The organism is Hyalangium sp. (genome assembly GCF_035629615.1).
In the GTDB taxonomy this organism is placed as follows: Bacteria; Myxococcota; Myxococcia; order Myxococcales; family Myxococcaceae; genus Hyalangium.
The window spans coordinates 1-15,447 of the sequence record NZ_DASPHO010000600.1 but is presented as its reverse complement, the minus strand read 5'-3'; the positions used below and the strand labels follow the sequence as shown (position 1 = coordinate 15,447).

The following is a 15,447-nucleotide window of genomic DNA, read 5'->3' as shown; positions in this document are numbered from 1 at the left end:
TGAGCTTCAATCGGCACCTCGGGAAAAGGTTGGGCAGCCTGTCATGACTCCCAGGGTCGTCAACAGGCTCCGGGGCTCCCAACATTCTTGAGGCCGGTCTCTTCCCGAGCAGCCACTCGCTCCCGTCCGCTCAGCGCAGCGGCTGGGTGACGAGGGCCTCCACGAAGCGATCGAAGACGGCCGTCGCCGCGAGGGCGGGTTGCTCGTCCATGTTGCCGAGCATCAGGGAGAAGACGACGCGTGGATGCTCTGCGTCATCGGGGCGCTCGGCGACGCCCACGTAGGCCTTCTGGCTGGAGAGCGTCCCCGTCTTGGCGCGGACACGCCCCACCGTCTGCGCGGAGGTTCCACTCCGTGCCAGGGTCCCATCCACTCCGGTAATGGGCAGACTCTCCACGAGGGTGGCCGCGTACGGTTCCTGCAGGCTGGTGAAGAGCATCCGCGCGAGCCCGTAGGCCGTAGCGAGGTTGTAGCGAGACAGGCCACTGCCATCGATCGGTCGCAGATCCCGTCCGGAGATGCCGCGGCGTGTCAGCTCGTCCGCCATGGCCTTGCGCAGATCGGAGTAGCGCTCGCCGCCCGTGCGCTCGCGAGTGAAGCGCAGGGCCAGCCGCTCCGCGTAGAGGTTGTGAGATTCCTTGTTCGTCGCCTTCACAATCTCCGAGAGCGGTGGGCTGATGAGCTCGAGGAGCGCCTGGCTCGTGGGGCGGGCGGGCGCGGGGGCTGCCTCTCGAGCAGGCGCGGAGGAGGGGAGGTGCTCGAGGCCACGCCGGGTAAGGGCGTCCTCCACACAGGCTGTGAAGAGCGCCTGGGGATCATCGATGGAGAGGCGGGTCGAGTGGGCGCGGGGGCACTCGCTGGCCGTCGATCGCCACACGCAGCGCACCCGGGAGGGGTTGTGATCGCGCAGGCAGGCGAAGCCAGAGCGGGGGCCGTTCGTGTCGATCTGCACCACGGTGGGGAAGGGGGCGAACCTGGGGGAGAGCTGAAGCGTGGGCTGGGCCGAGCAGGGCGCACCCTCGGCGCGCAGCAGGAAGAGGTCGACCACGTTCTCGCGGAAGACGAATGGCATGGGCGCGGCGCTCATGGAGTACGCCGCGTCGTCCCAGGCCCAGCCGGGGCCAAGTGGTCCATCCAGCCCTGTGTCCGGGGACCGGACCTGGAGCGCGCCTCGCCACCGCCGGATGCCGCGCCCCCACATCGCGTCCGCGATCTGATCGCAGGCGAGGGCCGTCTCCGGGAAGCGCCATGAGCCCAGCGAAGGATCGCCCGAGGACTCCACCACGAGGTTGCCCTCGAAGAGCTCGCCCTGGTGCTTGCCCTCGAGCGTCACGGGCGTGCGGAAGCGGAAGTCCGCCCCGAGGGCGGAGAGCACCGCGGCCGTGGAGACGACCTTCATCGTCGAGGCCGGCAGCGAGCGGGCGTGCTCGCGGTGCGCGTAGAGGGGCTGGCCCGTCCGCGCATCCAGGACGATGACGCTCGTCAGGGCACCCTCGGCCTCGAGGGTGGCGAAGAGCTCCTCGGCGGTCTGGGAGAAGGGGGGGGAGGCCGGGCGCGTGGCCCGAGGGCATCCCGAGAGGATGAGAGCCGCGAGCAGCAGCGGAGCGAGCGAGAGGCGGCGCATGGGCGCGGGCACGTTACCGCCGGCCGGATCGGGTGTCGATGCCGGCTATTCGCGGACGCCCTTCAGGAGCCAGGTCTTCACGCGGCCGATGCTCTTCACCTCGATCTCTCCGCGCGGCTCGAAGGCGAAGCGATCACGGAGCGCCACCCAGGTCGCCTCGCTCACGTGGATGCGGCCGGCGACCCCATGGGACTCCAGGCGGCTGGCCATGTTCACGGTGTCGCCCCACAGATCGTAGGCAAACTTGTGCGTGCCGATGATGCCCGCGACGACGGGGCCGCTGTGCATGCCGATCCGGACATCCAGGGACGTCCCCAGCACCCGGTTCAACCGGCGGATGGCATCCACAATCGCGAGCGCCATGAGGGCCATGACCTCTCGGTGATCGGCGCGCGGGGCGGGCAGGCCGGCCACGACCATGTAGGCGTCCCCGATCGTCTTGATCTTCTCCAGCCCGTAGTGCTCGGTCAGGGCGTCGAACTCCGTGAACACCTGGCCCAGCACCTCCACCACGTGCTCTGGAGGTAGCAGCGTGGACCAGCGCGTGAAGTCCACCAGATCCGCGAACAGGACCGTGACGTCGTCGAAGCGCTCGGCGATGGCGTGCTCGCCGCGCTTGAGCCGCTCGACGATGGAGTGGGGGAGGATGTTGCGCAGCAGCCGATCGGAGCGGTGGGTGGCCTCGGACAGCTCGCGGGTCCGCTCGGTGATGCGGACCTCCAGCAGCCGGTTCGCATCCCGGATCTGCGCGTCCAGCTGAGCCCGCACCACCCGCGCGGCCATCATCGTCGTCACGGTGGTGAGGATGTGCAGGTGCTCCTCCGTGAAGAAGCCCTCCTGCGAGTGCTCCGAGTCCAGCACGCCGATCACCGTGTCCTGGGAGAAGATCGGGATGGCCAGCTCGGACAGCCGCTGCTGATCGTCCTGGATGTAGCGCGGATCCTTCCGGGTGTCCGAGATGAGCTCCGCCATGCCGGTGAGCGCCACGGTGCCCGCGATGCCCATCCCGGCCTTGATGCGGATGGGCGCGAGGATCTCCCGCTCGCGGGGGTTCTTCGGCCCGAAGGCCGCCCGCTGGACGAGGTACTCGCGCTGCTCGTCGAACAGGTAGATGACGCAGTCCTCCAGCCCGAGGTGCGCCACGATGCCCTGGGCCACATCCCAGAGGATGTCGTCCACGTCCGTCTGCGGCTGGAGCAGGGACGCGGCCAGGCGGTTGATGGCGTCCAGGCTGCGCGCCTTGGCCTCCAGCTCACGGACACGCTTCTCCAGAGCGTGCTTCTCTGCCAGGAGCGGATCCTCCGCACGATCAGGGCTGTTGGGTGGGGCGCGAGAGGGAGACATACGGCGTGCACATCGTCGCACTTCATCTATGGTTTACACCATGAGCCATTCATCTCCGCAGCGCGGACTGGGGGCCGAGGCACGTCGGCTGGCCGAGGATGAGCGCCGCTCGAGCAACTGGAAGCGGTGGGGACCGTACCTCTCGGAGCGCCAGTGGGGCACCGTCCGCGAGGACTACTCCCCCGGAGGGACGAGCTGGACGGACTTCCCGCACGAGTATGCCCGGAGCCGCGCCTACCGCTGGGGAGAGGACGGGTTGCTGGGCATCACTGACCGGCAGTGCCGGCTGTGCTTCGCGCTGGCGCTCTGGAACGAGCAGGATCCGTTCCTCAAGGAGCGCCTCTTCGGGCTCGCGGGGCCGCAGGGCAATCACGGCGAGGACGTGAAGGAGGAGTACTTCTACCTCGACTCCACACCCACCCACTCGTACTTGAAGGCGCTCTACAAGTATCCGCAGGCCGCATTCCCGTACGCCCGGCTCGTGGAGGAGAACCAGCGCCGTGGCCGGGACGAGCCCGAGTTCGAGCTGATGGACACGGGCCTCTTCGACGAGCGCCGCTATTTCGACGTCTTCGCCGAGTACGCGAAGGCGGGCCCGGAGGATCTGCTCATCCGGATCACCGTCGCCAACCGGGGGCCGGAGCCGGCGCGGATCCACGTGCTGCCGACGCTCTGGTTCCGCAACACCTGGGCCTGGGGCCGGAGCGGGGAGGGCTACTGGCCTAAGCCGAGCATGTCCACCGTGGGAGAGGACGGCATCCTCGCCGAGCAGGAGTCGCTGGGGCGCTACCGGCTCCACGTGCGGGCGCCAGAGGGAGGCGTCCTGCCGGAGCGGCTCTTCACCGAGAACGAGACGAACCTCCAGCGGCTCTACCAGGTGCCCAACCGCCACCGCTACGTGAAGGACGCCTTCGATGACTGCGTCGTCCACGGGCTGCGGGGGGCAGTGAACCCGGACCGGGTAGGCACCAAGGCGGCCTTCCACCATGTGCTGGAGGTGCCGGCGGGGGGCACGGTGCTCCTGTCACTGCGGCTCTTCTCGGACACCCAGGCGCCACGCCAGCTCTTCGGCGCGGACTTTGATCGGACATTCGAGCAGCGCATCACCGAGGCGGACGAGTTCTACTCCACGCGGCTGCCGCACACGCTGCCGGAGGAGGAGCGGCGGGTGGCGCGGCAGGCGTACGCGGGGCTGCTGTGGGGCAAGCAGTTCTACCACTACGCGGTGCAGCCCTGGCTGGAGGGCGATCCCAACTCGCCGCCGCCGCCGGACTCGCGCCGCCAGGGGCGCAACCGGGACTGGGGCCACCTCTACAACCGGGACATCATCTCGGTGCCGGACAAGTGGGAGTACCCCTGGTACGCGGCGTGGGATCTGGCGTTCCATACGATCCCATTCGCGCGGGTGGATCCGCTCTTCGCCAAGGAGCAGCTCATCCTGTTCCTGCGCGAGTGGTACATGCACCCCAACGGGCAGATGCCCGCGTACGAGTTCGAGCTCTCGGACGTGAACCCGCCGGTGCATGCCTGGGCGTGCTGGCGCGTGTACAAGATGACGGGCTCGCAGGGGAAGCGGGACAGGCTCTTCCTGGCGCGTGTCTTCCACAAGCTGCTGCTCAACTTCACCTGGTGGGTGAACCGCAAGGACGTGGATGGGCGCAACCTCTTCTCGGGGGGCTTCCTCGGCCTGGACAACATTGGCGTCTTCGATCGCTCCAAGCCGCTGCCCACCGGCGGCCACCTGCACCAGGCGGACGGCACCGCGTGGATGGCCTTCTTCTGCACCACCATGCTCTCCATGGCGCTCGAGCTGGCCCAGGAGGATCCAGCCTACGAGGACATCGCCTCCAAGTTCTTCGAGCACTTCGTCGCCATCGTGGACGCGATGAACCACCTGGGCGGCAGCGGCCTGTGGGAGGAGGACGACGGCTTCTACTACGATCACCTCTGGGTGGACGGGAAGGACGTCCCCATGCGGGTGCGCTCCATGGTGGGGCTGGTCCCCCTCTTCGCCGCGGAGGTGCTCCCGGATCGGCTCCTCGAGCGCCTGCCCGGCTTCGCCCGCCGGCTGCGCTGGTTCCTGGAGAACCGGACCGATCTGGCGCAGAACACCTCCTATATGGCCGCCTCAGCGAACTCGGGGACAGGCGGCCTCCGGCTGCTGGCCATTCCCTCGCGGGAGCGGCTGGTGCGGGTGCTGCGCCGCGTGCTGGATCCGCGCGAGTTCCTCTCGGACTACGGCATCCGCTCGCTGTCCCGCGTCCACGCCGAGAAGCCCTTCGTGTTCCGCGTGGGGCGCGAGGAGCACCGCGTGGGGTACGTGCCCGGCGAGTCCGACAGCGGCATGTTCGGGGGCAACTCCAACTGGCGCGGCCCCGTGTGGTTCCCGCTCAACTACCTGCTCATCGAGGCGCTGGAGCGCTACCACCACTTCTATGGGGAGGGGCTCAAGGTGGAGTGCCCCACGGGCTCCGGGCAGATGATGACGCTGGCCGAGGTGGCGCGGGAGCTGTCCTCCCGGCTGTGCCGGATCTTCCTGCCGGATGGCTCGGGTCGGCGCCCCTGCCACGGGGACGATCGGCGCTTCGCGGAGGATCCAGACTGGCGCGAGCTGGTGCTCTTCTACGAGTATTTCCACGGCGACTCGGGCCGGGGGCTCGGCGCTGCGCACCAGACGGGGTGGACGGCCCTGGTGGTCCAGAGCCTGGCGGACGCTCACAGGTCGCCCGGCTCCTAGAGCTCTTTGTCCGAGCCGAGCCCGCGCGGTATCTCGAACTCCGCGGTGCGCCGCCGGGAGGTGCGGAAGATCGTGGTGCAGTTGGTGCAGCGCAGGCGCACGAAGCCTCCCGCGACGAGGCCCTTCGCGGGCCCTGCGCCAGGCTCGCGGGAGTCCATGTCCTCCATCCGGCCTCGGCACAGCGGGCAGGGATCTCCCACGTCGGCGCGGACCGCCGGATCGCGCAGCCGCCGCCAGCGCTCCAGGGCCTCGGGCGTCGACGCCAGCGCGCAGTGGACGTGGTCGTGCCAGGAGGACTCGCCGTACTCGTTCTCGATGCGCAGCCCGAGCTCCCGGCGGAACACGGAGATGATGTTGGACTCGGGGCTCATGCCCCGCGCGGACACCCGGTGGCCCTCCAGGAAGCAGGTGCCGTACCCATCGGAGCTCAGCAGGCTGCGGGTCAGGGCCCAGAAGGGGTGCATCACCCGCTGGGAGGGGGGCGCCAGGGAGTCCAGCCCAGGCACCTCGCCAATGCGCGGCATGTCACCGCCAAAGCCGATGCGCGCCTTGTCCTCGCTCCGGGAGATGGACACGGTCCTCCGTCCACGGCCGAAGCTGATCGCCGCGGCCTCGTCCTCGTCATGGATGAGCGCCACGCCCGCGCCATGGTCCCAGGCCTCGGGCAGCTCGGGGTGCTGGTTGATGCAGAACGGCACGCAGACGATGCGCCCGGAAGACACCGGAGGCCGCGGCAGCGCTACCACGTCCTCCTCTAACGCGCGTCCCCAGCTCAGATCAGGCCCGCCGAAGTGAAGGGACTCGAAGCGCAGGACCGCGCTCTGCAGCCGCGTCAGGATCTCTCTCGAACGCTTTCCCGGGGCGTCGCTCTGAGCGGCCCCCAGCTGCGTGGCACGTCGGACCAGTGCCTCGGCGAAGGACTCCGCCCACTGCTGGAGGGCCGAACGGTTCATGGGACAGCGAGGATCCTGAGATTCACGAGTTGTACTAAAAATCAGGTCATCCATGAAAATCAAGTTTAGAGGCTACAGGAGTGTTGCGCGGGGGGCGAGTAGCGACCGTCCAGCCGCCTCTCACGACCGCTCAGGGGCCTGGGGGCCTGGGTTGCGGGTGCATCCGGCACCCTGGCTCCTATGACTGGCCGCTCTGCTCCTGGAGCGGCGCCCTGGGGAGCTCTGCATGCGACTGCCACCGTTGCTCTGGACGGGCCTGCTGGCCCTCGTGCTCGAGGCCGCTCCCCCCGAGCCTTCCCAGGGGCCGCGCTCGAAGGAGGCGCTCGCGGCGGCTTCCACCGCGCCTCCGGCGGCCTCCAGGCGCTTCGCCGTCCCCGCCGAGCCGCAGCGCCCCGGAGATCCGAAGGCGGGCTATGACACCCTGGTGAACGGGAGCTACGTCAGCTGTGGCGTCCCGTGGTCCATCTACCGCATGGCCTTCGGCGACGCGCCCGCGAGCCGGCGCCTCAAGGGGAGGCGTGGCCACAACGCGAAGCTCTCCTATGACGTGACGGCGCTGAAGACGCCCCGAGGCGTTCAGGTGGTGACAGCCAACTGCCTGGGCTGCCACGCCACGCCTACGCGGGAGGGGATCCTCATCGGGCTCGGCAACTCCGCGCTGGATCTCACCGAGGACTTCTCGATCTTCGCAACGGCCGCGGGGCTGCTGGTGCAGGACGGAGCCGAGCTGGCCGAGTGGTGGCGCTGGTCCGGCCGGGTCCGCGCTGTCGGCCCTTACACCCGGCCGGACACCATCGGGGTCAACCCGGCCGACAACCTCGCGGCGGTGCTCGCCGCACACCGGGATCCGGAGACGCTCGAATGGTCGGACGAGCCCCTCCACGAGCTCCCCCCGCGCGAGCCCGTCCCCGCGGACGTGCCCGCCTGGTGGCTGCTGCGCAAGAAGCACGCCCTGTTCCACTCAGGCATTGGCCGGGGGGATCACGCGCGGCTGATGATGTCCGCGTCCATGCTGTGCACCGACAGCGTGGAGGAGGCCGAGCGCATCGACCGCGACTTTGACGACGTGCGGGCGTACCTGGCCACCCTGAGGCCTCCTCCGTATCCGCACCCCATCGACCGGGAGCTGGCCGCCCAGGGGCGCGACATCTTCGAGGCGTTCTGCTCCGAGTGCCACGGCACCTACGGTGCGAAGGAGTCCTATCCCAACCTCATCATTCCCCTGGAGGAGGTGGGGACGGATCCGCTGCTGTGGCAGTCCACCGCGCGCCAGGGGCTGCCCATGGTGGAGTGGTTCAACCGCTCCTTCTACGGACGGACGGCGCGGCTCGAGCCGGGCCCCGGCTACGTCGCGCCACCCCTGGATGGCATCTGGGCCACCGCGCCCTACCTGCACAACGGCTCAGTGCCCACGGTGGAGGCCCTGCTGGACAGCCGCAAGCGTCCTGCCTTCTGGCGCCGCTCCTCCACCCGCAGCGAGCTGGATCCGGTCACCCTGGGGTGGAAGCACCAGGTGCTCCCGCACGGAAAGGCTGCCGAGCCCGACCCCGCCCTCCGCAAGCGCCTCTACGACACGACGCTTCCTGGGTACTCAAACAAAGGCCATACCGTGGGTGATGATTTGTCGGATAGCCAACGCCACTCCCTCATTGAGTATCTTAAGACACTGTAAAATGTTAGAAGAGGTGGAAACAGGTGAGGGCATGTCAGCCCTACGTGTTGGATTACTCACGGTCGGGCCATGGAACTCCACTCTGGGTCGGCGCTGTCCCGTGAGGGGAGCTTGCGCTTCTTAATGTCCATACGCTGCGTGTGATTCATATCACCCAGGGTCAGTTATCCGGGAGGGGAACTGAACATGCTCAAACTACAGCTACAGCAGAATATTATGTCCATGACGCTGGCAGTCATGGTGTGTTTGGAGCTTGGGTGTGGGACTGAGTCAGGGGCTCCGGCGGCTTCGTTCGATGTGGATGCCGTCATCCGGCAGGTGCACTTCTCTTATCGGCCCGAGCAGGGCGGCTGGCGGGGAGGGCACTCCACCTATGAGGTGAAGGCGACGGCCCAGGGACTGGCCCTGACGCCGGTCTACACCCGGCAGGTGGAGCAGGGAGAGCCGGAGCACCCGGAGTCCTCCGCGCGCTTGTCCCTGCCGCCCACGGTGGAGGTGGCGCAGGGGACGCCGCTCCTGCTGGGGACTGCGCGGGTGGCTCGGGGGGACGTGCGGCTGAGTGTCGAGGCACCTCAGGGCCAGGTGGAGGCGGATGGGCACCTGAGCTTCACTCACGGCGAGGTCGTCGAGCACCTTCGCAACAGCGAGCAGGGCGTCGAGCAGTCCTGGGCCTTCGAGAGCGCTCCGAGCGGCAGCGGCGAGCTGCAGGTCGACATCTCAGTGAAGGGGCTCGGCTACACGCAGACCTCCGAGCACGGCCTGCACTTCACGGACGCCCAGACGGGGCTCGGGTTCCGGTATGGCCATGGCACCTGGGTGGACGGGCAGGGGCGCCGCACGCCCATTCCCGCTGCGTACGTCGATGGTCAGATCCAGCTGCGGGTTCCCGAGCAGGTGCTTGCCACGTCCGTATACCCCGCGGTGCTCGATCCCATCGTCACCCAGGAGATGTTCATCGATGGCCGGCTGGTGACTGCCGACACGGCCGTGAGGACCCACGCGGCGCTCGCCTTCAATGGGACGAACTACCTGGTCGTCTGGCGGAATGTGCGTGGGAACCTGTCCAGCATCTACGGGACACGAGTCTCGACCACGGGGGCGGTGCTCGACTCGGCGGGCATCGTCGTGAGCAATGGGCCAGGCTTCGTGGCGATGCCGTTCGTGGCCTCCAACGGGGTGGACTTCTATGTGGTCTGGGCGCAGAACTCCTACGCCTGGAAGGTCATGGGTACCCAGGTGACCGGTTCCGGCACCGTGTCCAACCCTGGGGGCGTGCGCCTCACCACGGCCAGCAACAACCAATACTGGCCGCGGGTGGCCTCCAACGGGGACGGCTACCTCGTGGCCTGGTACCAGTACTCCTCCTTCTATGATGCCGACGTCTATGCCCGGCAGATCTCGAGCACGGGTCAGCTGGCCTCCACGTACATCCCGATCGCCATCGGGTCGGCCTACAACGAGTCCACGCCCTCGGTGGCCGCGAATGACACCGTCTACCTCGTGGCCTGGGAGGACGAGCGGGATGGCTATTCGCGCGCCTACGCCACGCGCGTGTCGTACGAGGGAGGGGTGTTGGATGTGACGCTGGAAGGGACGGGCTTTCCGCTGTCGATCGCCGATCTCCAGTACAACCCGACGGTCGCCTCCAATGGGGAGGACTTCCTGGCCGTCTGGTTGGACTACCGCAGCGGCATTGGCAGGGATCTCTATGGGACGCGGGTAACGGGCTCGGGCTCCGTGCTGGACGGCCCGGGCTTTGCCGTCGCCGCGGATCCCAACGTCCAGGAGTCCTACGTGGCCGTGGCCTCGAATGACACGGACTATCTCGTGGCCTGGACTGCGTGGGATGACTCGAACGCGACCTTCCAGACCCTGGCAAGCCGTGTCTCGTCCGCGACCGTCAGCTCGAGCCCCGTGCAGGACACGACCAGCCTCGTCCTCTCCCCGAGCGGGGGCACCTACAGGTACCCGGCCGTGGTGAAGGCGGGCACGGACTACCTCGTCGCTTGGGATGGCAATGGTTTGACCCCAGGGACGACGGACCTCTACAGCGCCTGGGTCTCCTCCTCGGCGGGGACGATCACCGCGGGCAGCGGCTTCCCCGTGACGGCGACCGTCACCTCCCTGTACCAGACAGAGCCCGCCGTGGCCTCCAACGGGACCAACTACCTGGTCGTCTGGACGGAGACGGCGGGCGGCTCCATCCAGATCTATGGCGCACGGGTGACGCGCGAGGGCGGGACGATCGATGTGCCGCCCCTGGTCATCACGGCGGAAATCCGGGAGCGCCAGACACCGGTAGTGGCCTCCAACGGGGTGGACTACTTCGTCGCGTGGATGGACTACCGGGACGTCGACTGGAACATCTACGGCGCGCGGGTGCTCGCGACCGGTCCCACCTCCAGCGCGGTCCTGGACACGAGCGGGATCGCCATCTCGACGGACTCGGCTTTCCAGAACGCGCCGGATGTGGCCTCTGACGGGACGGACTACCTCGTGGTGTGGCGCCAGGACGCGGGTGGCAACCGAGGCGACATCTACGGCGCGCGGGTGACGAGCGGGGGCGTGGTCCAGGACACCAGCGGCATCGCCATTGCCACCAACACCGTGGAGCACTACACGCCGAGGGTGGCCGCCAGCCAGACGGGCTACTTCGTTGTGTGGGCCGAGTACCAGAGCTCCACGGCCTTCGATGTCCATGGCGCTCGGGTCTCCACCGCGGGGCTGGTGCTGGACAGCCCGTCCATCCCCATCTCCAACTCCATCGGGGAGCAGTACGACCCGGATGTGGCCTCTGACGGGACGGACTACTTCGTGGTGTGGACGGACTACCGCTCAGGCACCAACAATGACATCTACGGTGCGCGCGTCTCGGGCGCCGGAGTGGTCCAGGACACCTCGGGGCTTGCGCTCTGCACGGAGACCGTGAACCAGCACGCGCCTCAGGTGGTGTACGACGGCACGAGCTACCTGGCCGCCTGGGCGGACTACCGCTATGACACGTACTGGGACGTCTTCGCCACGCGCGTGACGCTCTCCGGCTCCGTCACCACGCCTGGGGGGTTCGGGGTCGTGTACAACGCTCGCGAGACGGACCCGCACCTGGCGCTGGCCTCGGGCCTTGGCGGGCAGTCCTTCGTCACCTTCTCCCGCTATGACACGGAGCCGGGCGTGGGCAGCCGGCGCATCCGAGGGCAGTTCATCTCCTTCTGATCGTCTGGGGGCTGGACTGCGGCGAAGGCTTGCGAGTGGCGGGCAGGTGATCCAGCCTGCTTCGCCTCTCACGGGGACCTCATGCTCCTGCCCTCGCAACGCTCCCTCTTCGACATCCCGGACGACATCACCTGGCTCAACTGCGCGTACATGTCTCCCCAGCTCCGTGCCGTCCGGGCGGCGGGAGAGGAGGCGCTGGGGCGCAAGTCCCAGCCCTGGCGTGTCCGGCCCGACGACTTCTTCACCGAGAGTGAGGCGCTGCGAGGGTCGTTTGCCCGGCTGGTCCACGCGGAGGTGGAGGGCGTGGCGCTGGTGCCCTCGGTGAGCTACGGCATGGCGGTGGTCGCCGCCAACCTGCGCGTCCAGGAGGGGCAGCGGCTCCTGGTGCTCGCCGAGGAGTTCCCTTCCAATGTCTATCCCTGGCGGGATCTGGCACGGCGCACGGGGGCCTTACTCGTCACCGTGCCCCGGCCGCCGGATGGGGACTGGACGAGCGCGGTGCTGGCGGAGTTGGATGCGCGGTGCGCGCTCGTCGCCCTGCCGCACTGCCACTGGACGGATGGGACGTGGGTGGATCTCGTGAAGGTCGGAGCACGCGCGCGGGAGGTGGGCGCGGTGCTCGCGGTGGACGCCACGCAGTCGCTGGGCGCGCTGCCGCTGAGCGTGGAGGACGTGCAGCCCGACTACCTGGTGGCCGCTGGCTATAAGTGGCTGATGGGGCCCTACAGCCAGGGCTATCTCTACGTCGCCCCGCGTCACCGTGAGGGCCGGCCCCTGGAGCTGAACTGGATCACCCGGAGAGGCAGCGAGGACTTCACCCGCCTCATCGACTACCAAGAGGAGTTCCAGCCCGGCGCGCGCCGCTTCGACGTGGGCGAGCGCAGCAACTTCCTCCTGGTGCCCATGGCCGCCGCCGCGCTCCGCCAGCTCCTCTCCTGGGGCGTCGGCTCCATCCAGGACACGCTGCGGGAGCTGACACGCCGGGCGGCCCGTGGCGCCGAGACGCTGGGGCTCGAGGTCTCCCCCGAGGCGCACCGGGCCGGGCATCTCGTCGGCCTGCGGCGCCGGGGCGGCTATCCGGCGGACATGACCGCGCAGCTTGCGGCTCGCCAGGTCTACGTCAGCGTGAGGGGAGAGAACCTGCGTGTGTCCCCGCACCTGTACAATACCTCCGCGGATGTGGACCGGCTGCTCGAGGCCTTGAGCTCGGTCTCGAGCGCCAGGGCTGCCCGCTAGTGGGGCATGTTGAGCTTGATGTGGAAGTTGTAGATCACGCTGATGGGCCGGCCCGCGTACTGCACCGGATCGTAGCGGCGGGTCTCCAGCGCGGAGACCACGGCCTCGCTCATGTGGGGCTGGCCTTTGAGGACGCGGCAGTTCTCGACTTCTCCCTCCCGGGTGATGATGCACCGGGCGATGAGGAGGCCGGTGACTCCGGACTTGAGCGCCTCGCGCGTGTACTGGATGGGTGCTCCGGACAGGAGCTTTGGTGACGTCATGTTGCCGCTGACGAAGGGGAGCACCTCCTCGCTCGGAGGGGGCTCCACCACCTCGCCCGTCGGGGGCTCGCCGATGGGGCACGTCATGCAGGGGCCTTGGTCTCCGACGCCATCCGGGCGTCCGTCGGGATCGAAGGGCAGCGTCTCGTCGGGGGGCTCCGTCGGCTCGGGGTTCTGCGCGACCTCGGGGGGCGGCATGGTGGGAGCCTTGGTGGGGGCCTTGAGATCCTTGGGCTTGCGGCGCTCGGGCTTGGGCTGCTCGGCCATCGCCTTCTGGGTGACTGGGGGGACGGGGGTTCCGCGAGGGGGGGGGCGCTTGAAGACGACCACCACCGGCTCTTTCTCCACCTGCTCCGCCACTCCCGCCGTGAGCACCATCACGGCTGCGAAGAGCCCCGCATGCACCATCAGGGACACTCCGGCGCCCGTACCGAGACGACGCATCCTCCACTCTTGCTGCTCGATGACCGACTGGAACATGACTGGCCTCCCTCAGGCGGGCGCTCCCGACAGGGGCAGGCCGCACCATGCGGCCTCTCACCCACGTGGGCTGAGGTCTGGAGCGCCCCTGTCCACGCACCACTCAAGGTAGGGAATCGGGGCGCGTTGATGGCCGTGACCGGTCCATCTTTCCGTCATGATTTCGTCATGGACTCGATCTCCATCCGGTAGCCCACCCCGCGGAGGGTGTGGATGGTGAAGCCGGAGGTGCTCGTCCAGCCGAGCTTCTTCTTCAGGTTGGAGACGAAGTTGTCCACGGTGCGCGGGTCCACCACGACGTCCTCGCCCCAGACGGTGTCCAGGATCTCCTGCCGGGTGAGGGCGCGATCCCGGTGGCGGACCAGGTAGGCGAGCAGATCGTACTCGGTGCGCGTGAGATCGATCAGGCCGCCATCGGCCCGGGTGAGCGTGCGCCGGCTCAGGTCCAGGGTGAAGCCCGCGAAGCTCAGCGTCTGGGGAGGCGTCGTGCCGGCCCTGCGCACGAGCGCCCGCACCCGCGCGAGCAGCTCCCGCAGCCGGTAGGGCTTGGTCAGGTAGTCCTGGGCGCCGGCCTCGAAGCCACGGAGGATGTCGTCCTCCAGCGTGCGCGCCGTGAGCATCATCACCATGCTCTGCAGTCCCCCCGCGCGCAGGCGCCGGCAGAGCGAGTAGCCGTCCTCGCCCGGGAGCATGACGTCGAGGATGAGCAGGTCGAAGGTGCGCCCGCTCAGGAGCGTCTCCGCCTCACGGGCGTTGGAGGCGGCGGCCACGTCGAACCCCTCGTCCTGGAGGTTGTCCCGCAGGCCCACCCGGAGGTTCGCATCGTCCTCGACGATGAGGATGGAGGGGCGGGTGGAGGGAGGAGGGCTCTGGGTCGTCATGGGTGCGGCTCGGGAAAGGTCAGCGCGAAGGTGGTGCCCTGGGGGCCAGAGGCGGCGACGCGGAGCTGCCCCCCGTGGACATGCATGATCTTGCGGCAGAGCGCGAGGCCCAGCCCGCTGCCGTGCACTTCAGGGCCCGGAGGTGTCAACCGGTAGAAGTCCTGGAAGACGTTCTCCCACTCGCCCTCGGGGATGCCGATGCCGTTGTCCCCGAAGAGCACCGTGCAGCCACTGCCGGGCGTGACGTGGACGCGCACGGAGATCTCCACGGGGTCTCGGCGGTTGTAGGCGCAGGCGTTGCGTCCCAGGTTGGACAGGAGCAGGCGCAGCAGGGCCGGATCGGCCCACAGCTCCACCTCGCCCACGTCCGCGGTGAGCTGCACCGGGACACGGGTGGCGCTGGTGAGATCCGTCCGCAGCGTGCCCATGAGCTCCTCCAGCCGCACCTGGGAGAACTTCGCCGCCCAGCGGCCCTTGTCGATGCGGTTGAAGGACAGGATGTTCTCCACGAGGAAGTGCAGCCCGTCCGTGGCCTGGATGATGCGCGTGGGGTAGTCCCGCACCTCGGGGGAGCCACCGGCGCGCATCTCCAGTGTCTCCGCCAGCAGCCGGATGGAGGCCAGGGGCGTGCGCAGCTCATGGGAGACGGTGGCCACGAAGTCGCTCTTGAGCTCCAGGAAGCGGTACTTGCGGTGCTGCGCGAGCCCGGCGAGCGCCACGATGGCCACGGCCAGCGCGCCGCAGCCGAGCACCAGCAGGGTCTTCAGCCCATAGCGCTGGACGATCTTCTCCTCCTCGGCGGCCCAGCGAGGGATGACGGCCTCGAGCTTCAGGGACGAGAGCGGCTGCACCGCGTCGACGCGGCCCAGGCGCACCTGATCGTCCTCCCCGAGGAGCTTCCGCTTGCGCATCTCCCGGGTGATCGTCTTCAGGAGCTCCTGGGGCTGGAGGGCAATGCCGCGGACAAACTCTCCCTCCTGCTCCAGGTACCAGCGCTCGCCAATGAGGGTGGGCTCGGAGAGGTTGCTCGGCAGCACCAGCACG

At 68.7% G+C, this 15,447-nt stretch carries 10 protein-coding genes; 4 read left to right on the top strand and 6 right to left on the bottom strand.

The features are described from left to right. Positions 1–130: 130 nt before the first annotated feature. A complete protein-coding gene (gene dacB, locus VD972_RS30275) occupies positions 131–1,624 on the bottom strand; it encodes a D-alanyl-D-alanine carboxypeptidase/D-alanyl-D-alanine endopeptidase (protein WP_324992248.1) in 1,494 nt (497 codons plus the stop codon). 45 nt (positions 1,625–1,669) lie between these two features. Continuing rightward, complete coding sequence (locus tag VD972_RS30270) at positions 1,670–2,968, bottom strand: adenylate/guanylate cyclase domain-containing protein (protein WP_324992247.1); 1,299 nt, start codon at positions 2,966–2,968, stop codon at positions 1,670–1,672. A 40-nt stretch (positions 2,969–3,008) separates the two neighbouring features. Between VD972_RS30270 and VD972_RS30265 the strand changes: the two genes are divergently transcribed. After that, positions 3,009–5,705 carry an MGH1-like glycoside hydrolase domain-containing protein gene (locus VD972_RS30265; protein ID WP_324992246.1) on the top strand — a complete coding sequence of 899 codons (2,697 nt, stop codon included), beginning with the start codon at positions 3,009–3,011 and terminating at the stop codon, positions 5,703–5,705. On the opposite strand, the gene VD972_RS30260 is transcribed toward VD972_RS30265, so the two are convergent. Further along, a complete protein-coding gene (locus tag VD972_RS30260; protein WP_324992245.1) occupies positions 5,702–6,658 on the bottom strand; it encodes a hypothetical protein in 957 nt (318 codons plus the stop codon). The genes VD972_RS30265 and VD972_RS30260 overlap by 4 nt on opposite strands. A 226-nt stretch (positions 6,659–6,884) precedes the next feature. On the opposite strand from VD972_RS30260, the gene VD972_RS30255 reads away from it, so the two are divergent. The 3 genes from VD972_RS30255 (at position 6,885) to VD972_RS30245 (ending at position 12,779) form a co-directional block, all read left to right on the top strand. Further along, entirely contained in the window at positions 6,885–8,330 is a 1,446-nt protein-coding gene (locus VD972_RS30255; RefSeq protein ID WP_324992244.1) for a hypothetical protein, read from the top strand. A gap of 222 nt (positions 8,331–8,552) precedes the next feature. Continuing rightward, positions 8,553–11,543: a hypothetical protein gene (locus VD972_RS30250; RefSeq protein WP_324992243.1), complete on the top strand. Its 2,991-nt coding sequence runs from the start codon at positions 8,553–8,555 to the stop codon at positions 11,541–11,543. Between the two features lie 81 nt (positions 11,544–11,624). Continuing rightward, positions 11,625–12,779 (top strand): aminotransferase class V-fold PLP-dependent enzyme, encoded by a 1,155-nt coding sequence (locus VD972_RS30245; RefSeq protein ID WP_324992242.1) that lies wholly within the window; start codon positions 11,625–11,627, stop codon positions 12,777–12,779. Here the strand turns inward: VD972_RS30245 and VD972_RS30240 are convergent. From VD972_RS30240 to VD972_RS30230, 3 genes are all read right to left on the bottom strand, one after another. Further along, on the bottom strand, positions 12,776–13,522 hold the full coding sequence (locus VD972_RS30240) for an energy transducer TonB (RefSeq protein WP_324992241.1): 747 nt from the start codon (positions 13,520–13,522) through the stop codon (positions 12,776–12,778). The genes VD972_RS30245 and VD972_RS30240 overlap by 4 nt on opposite strands. 155 nt (positions 13,523–13,677) lie before the next feature. Further along, positions 13,678–14,403, bottom strand: coding sequence for a response regulator transcription factor (locus VD972_RS30235; protein ID WP_324992240.1), 726 nt, complete (start codon positions 14,401–14,403; stop codon positions 13,678–13,680). Beyond that, on the bottom strand, positions 14,400–15,447 hold a 1,048-nt coding region (locus VD972_RS30230), incomplete at its 5' end, for a HAMP domain-containing sensor histidine kinase (protein WP_324992239.1). The genes VD972_RS30235 and VD972_RS30230, both read right to left, overlap by 4 nt.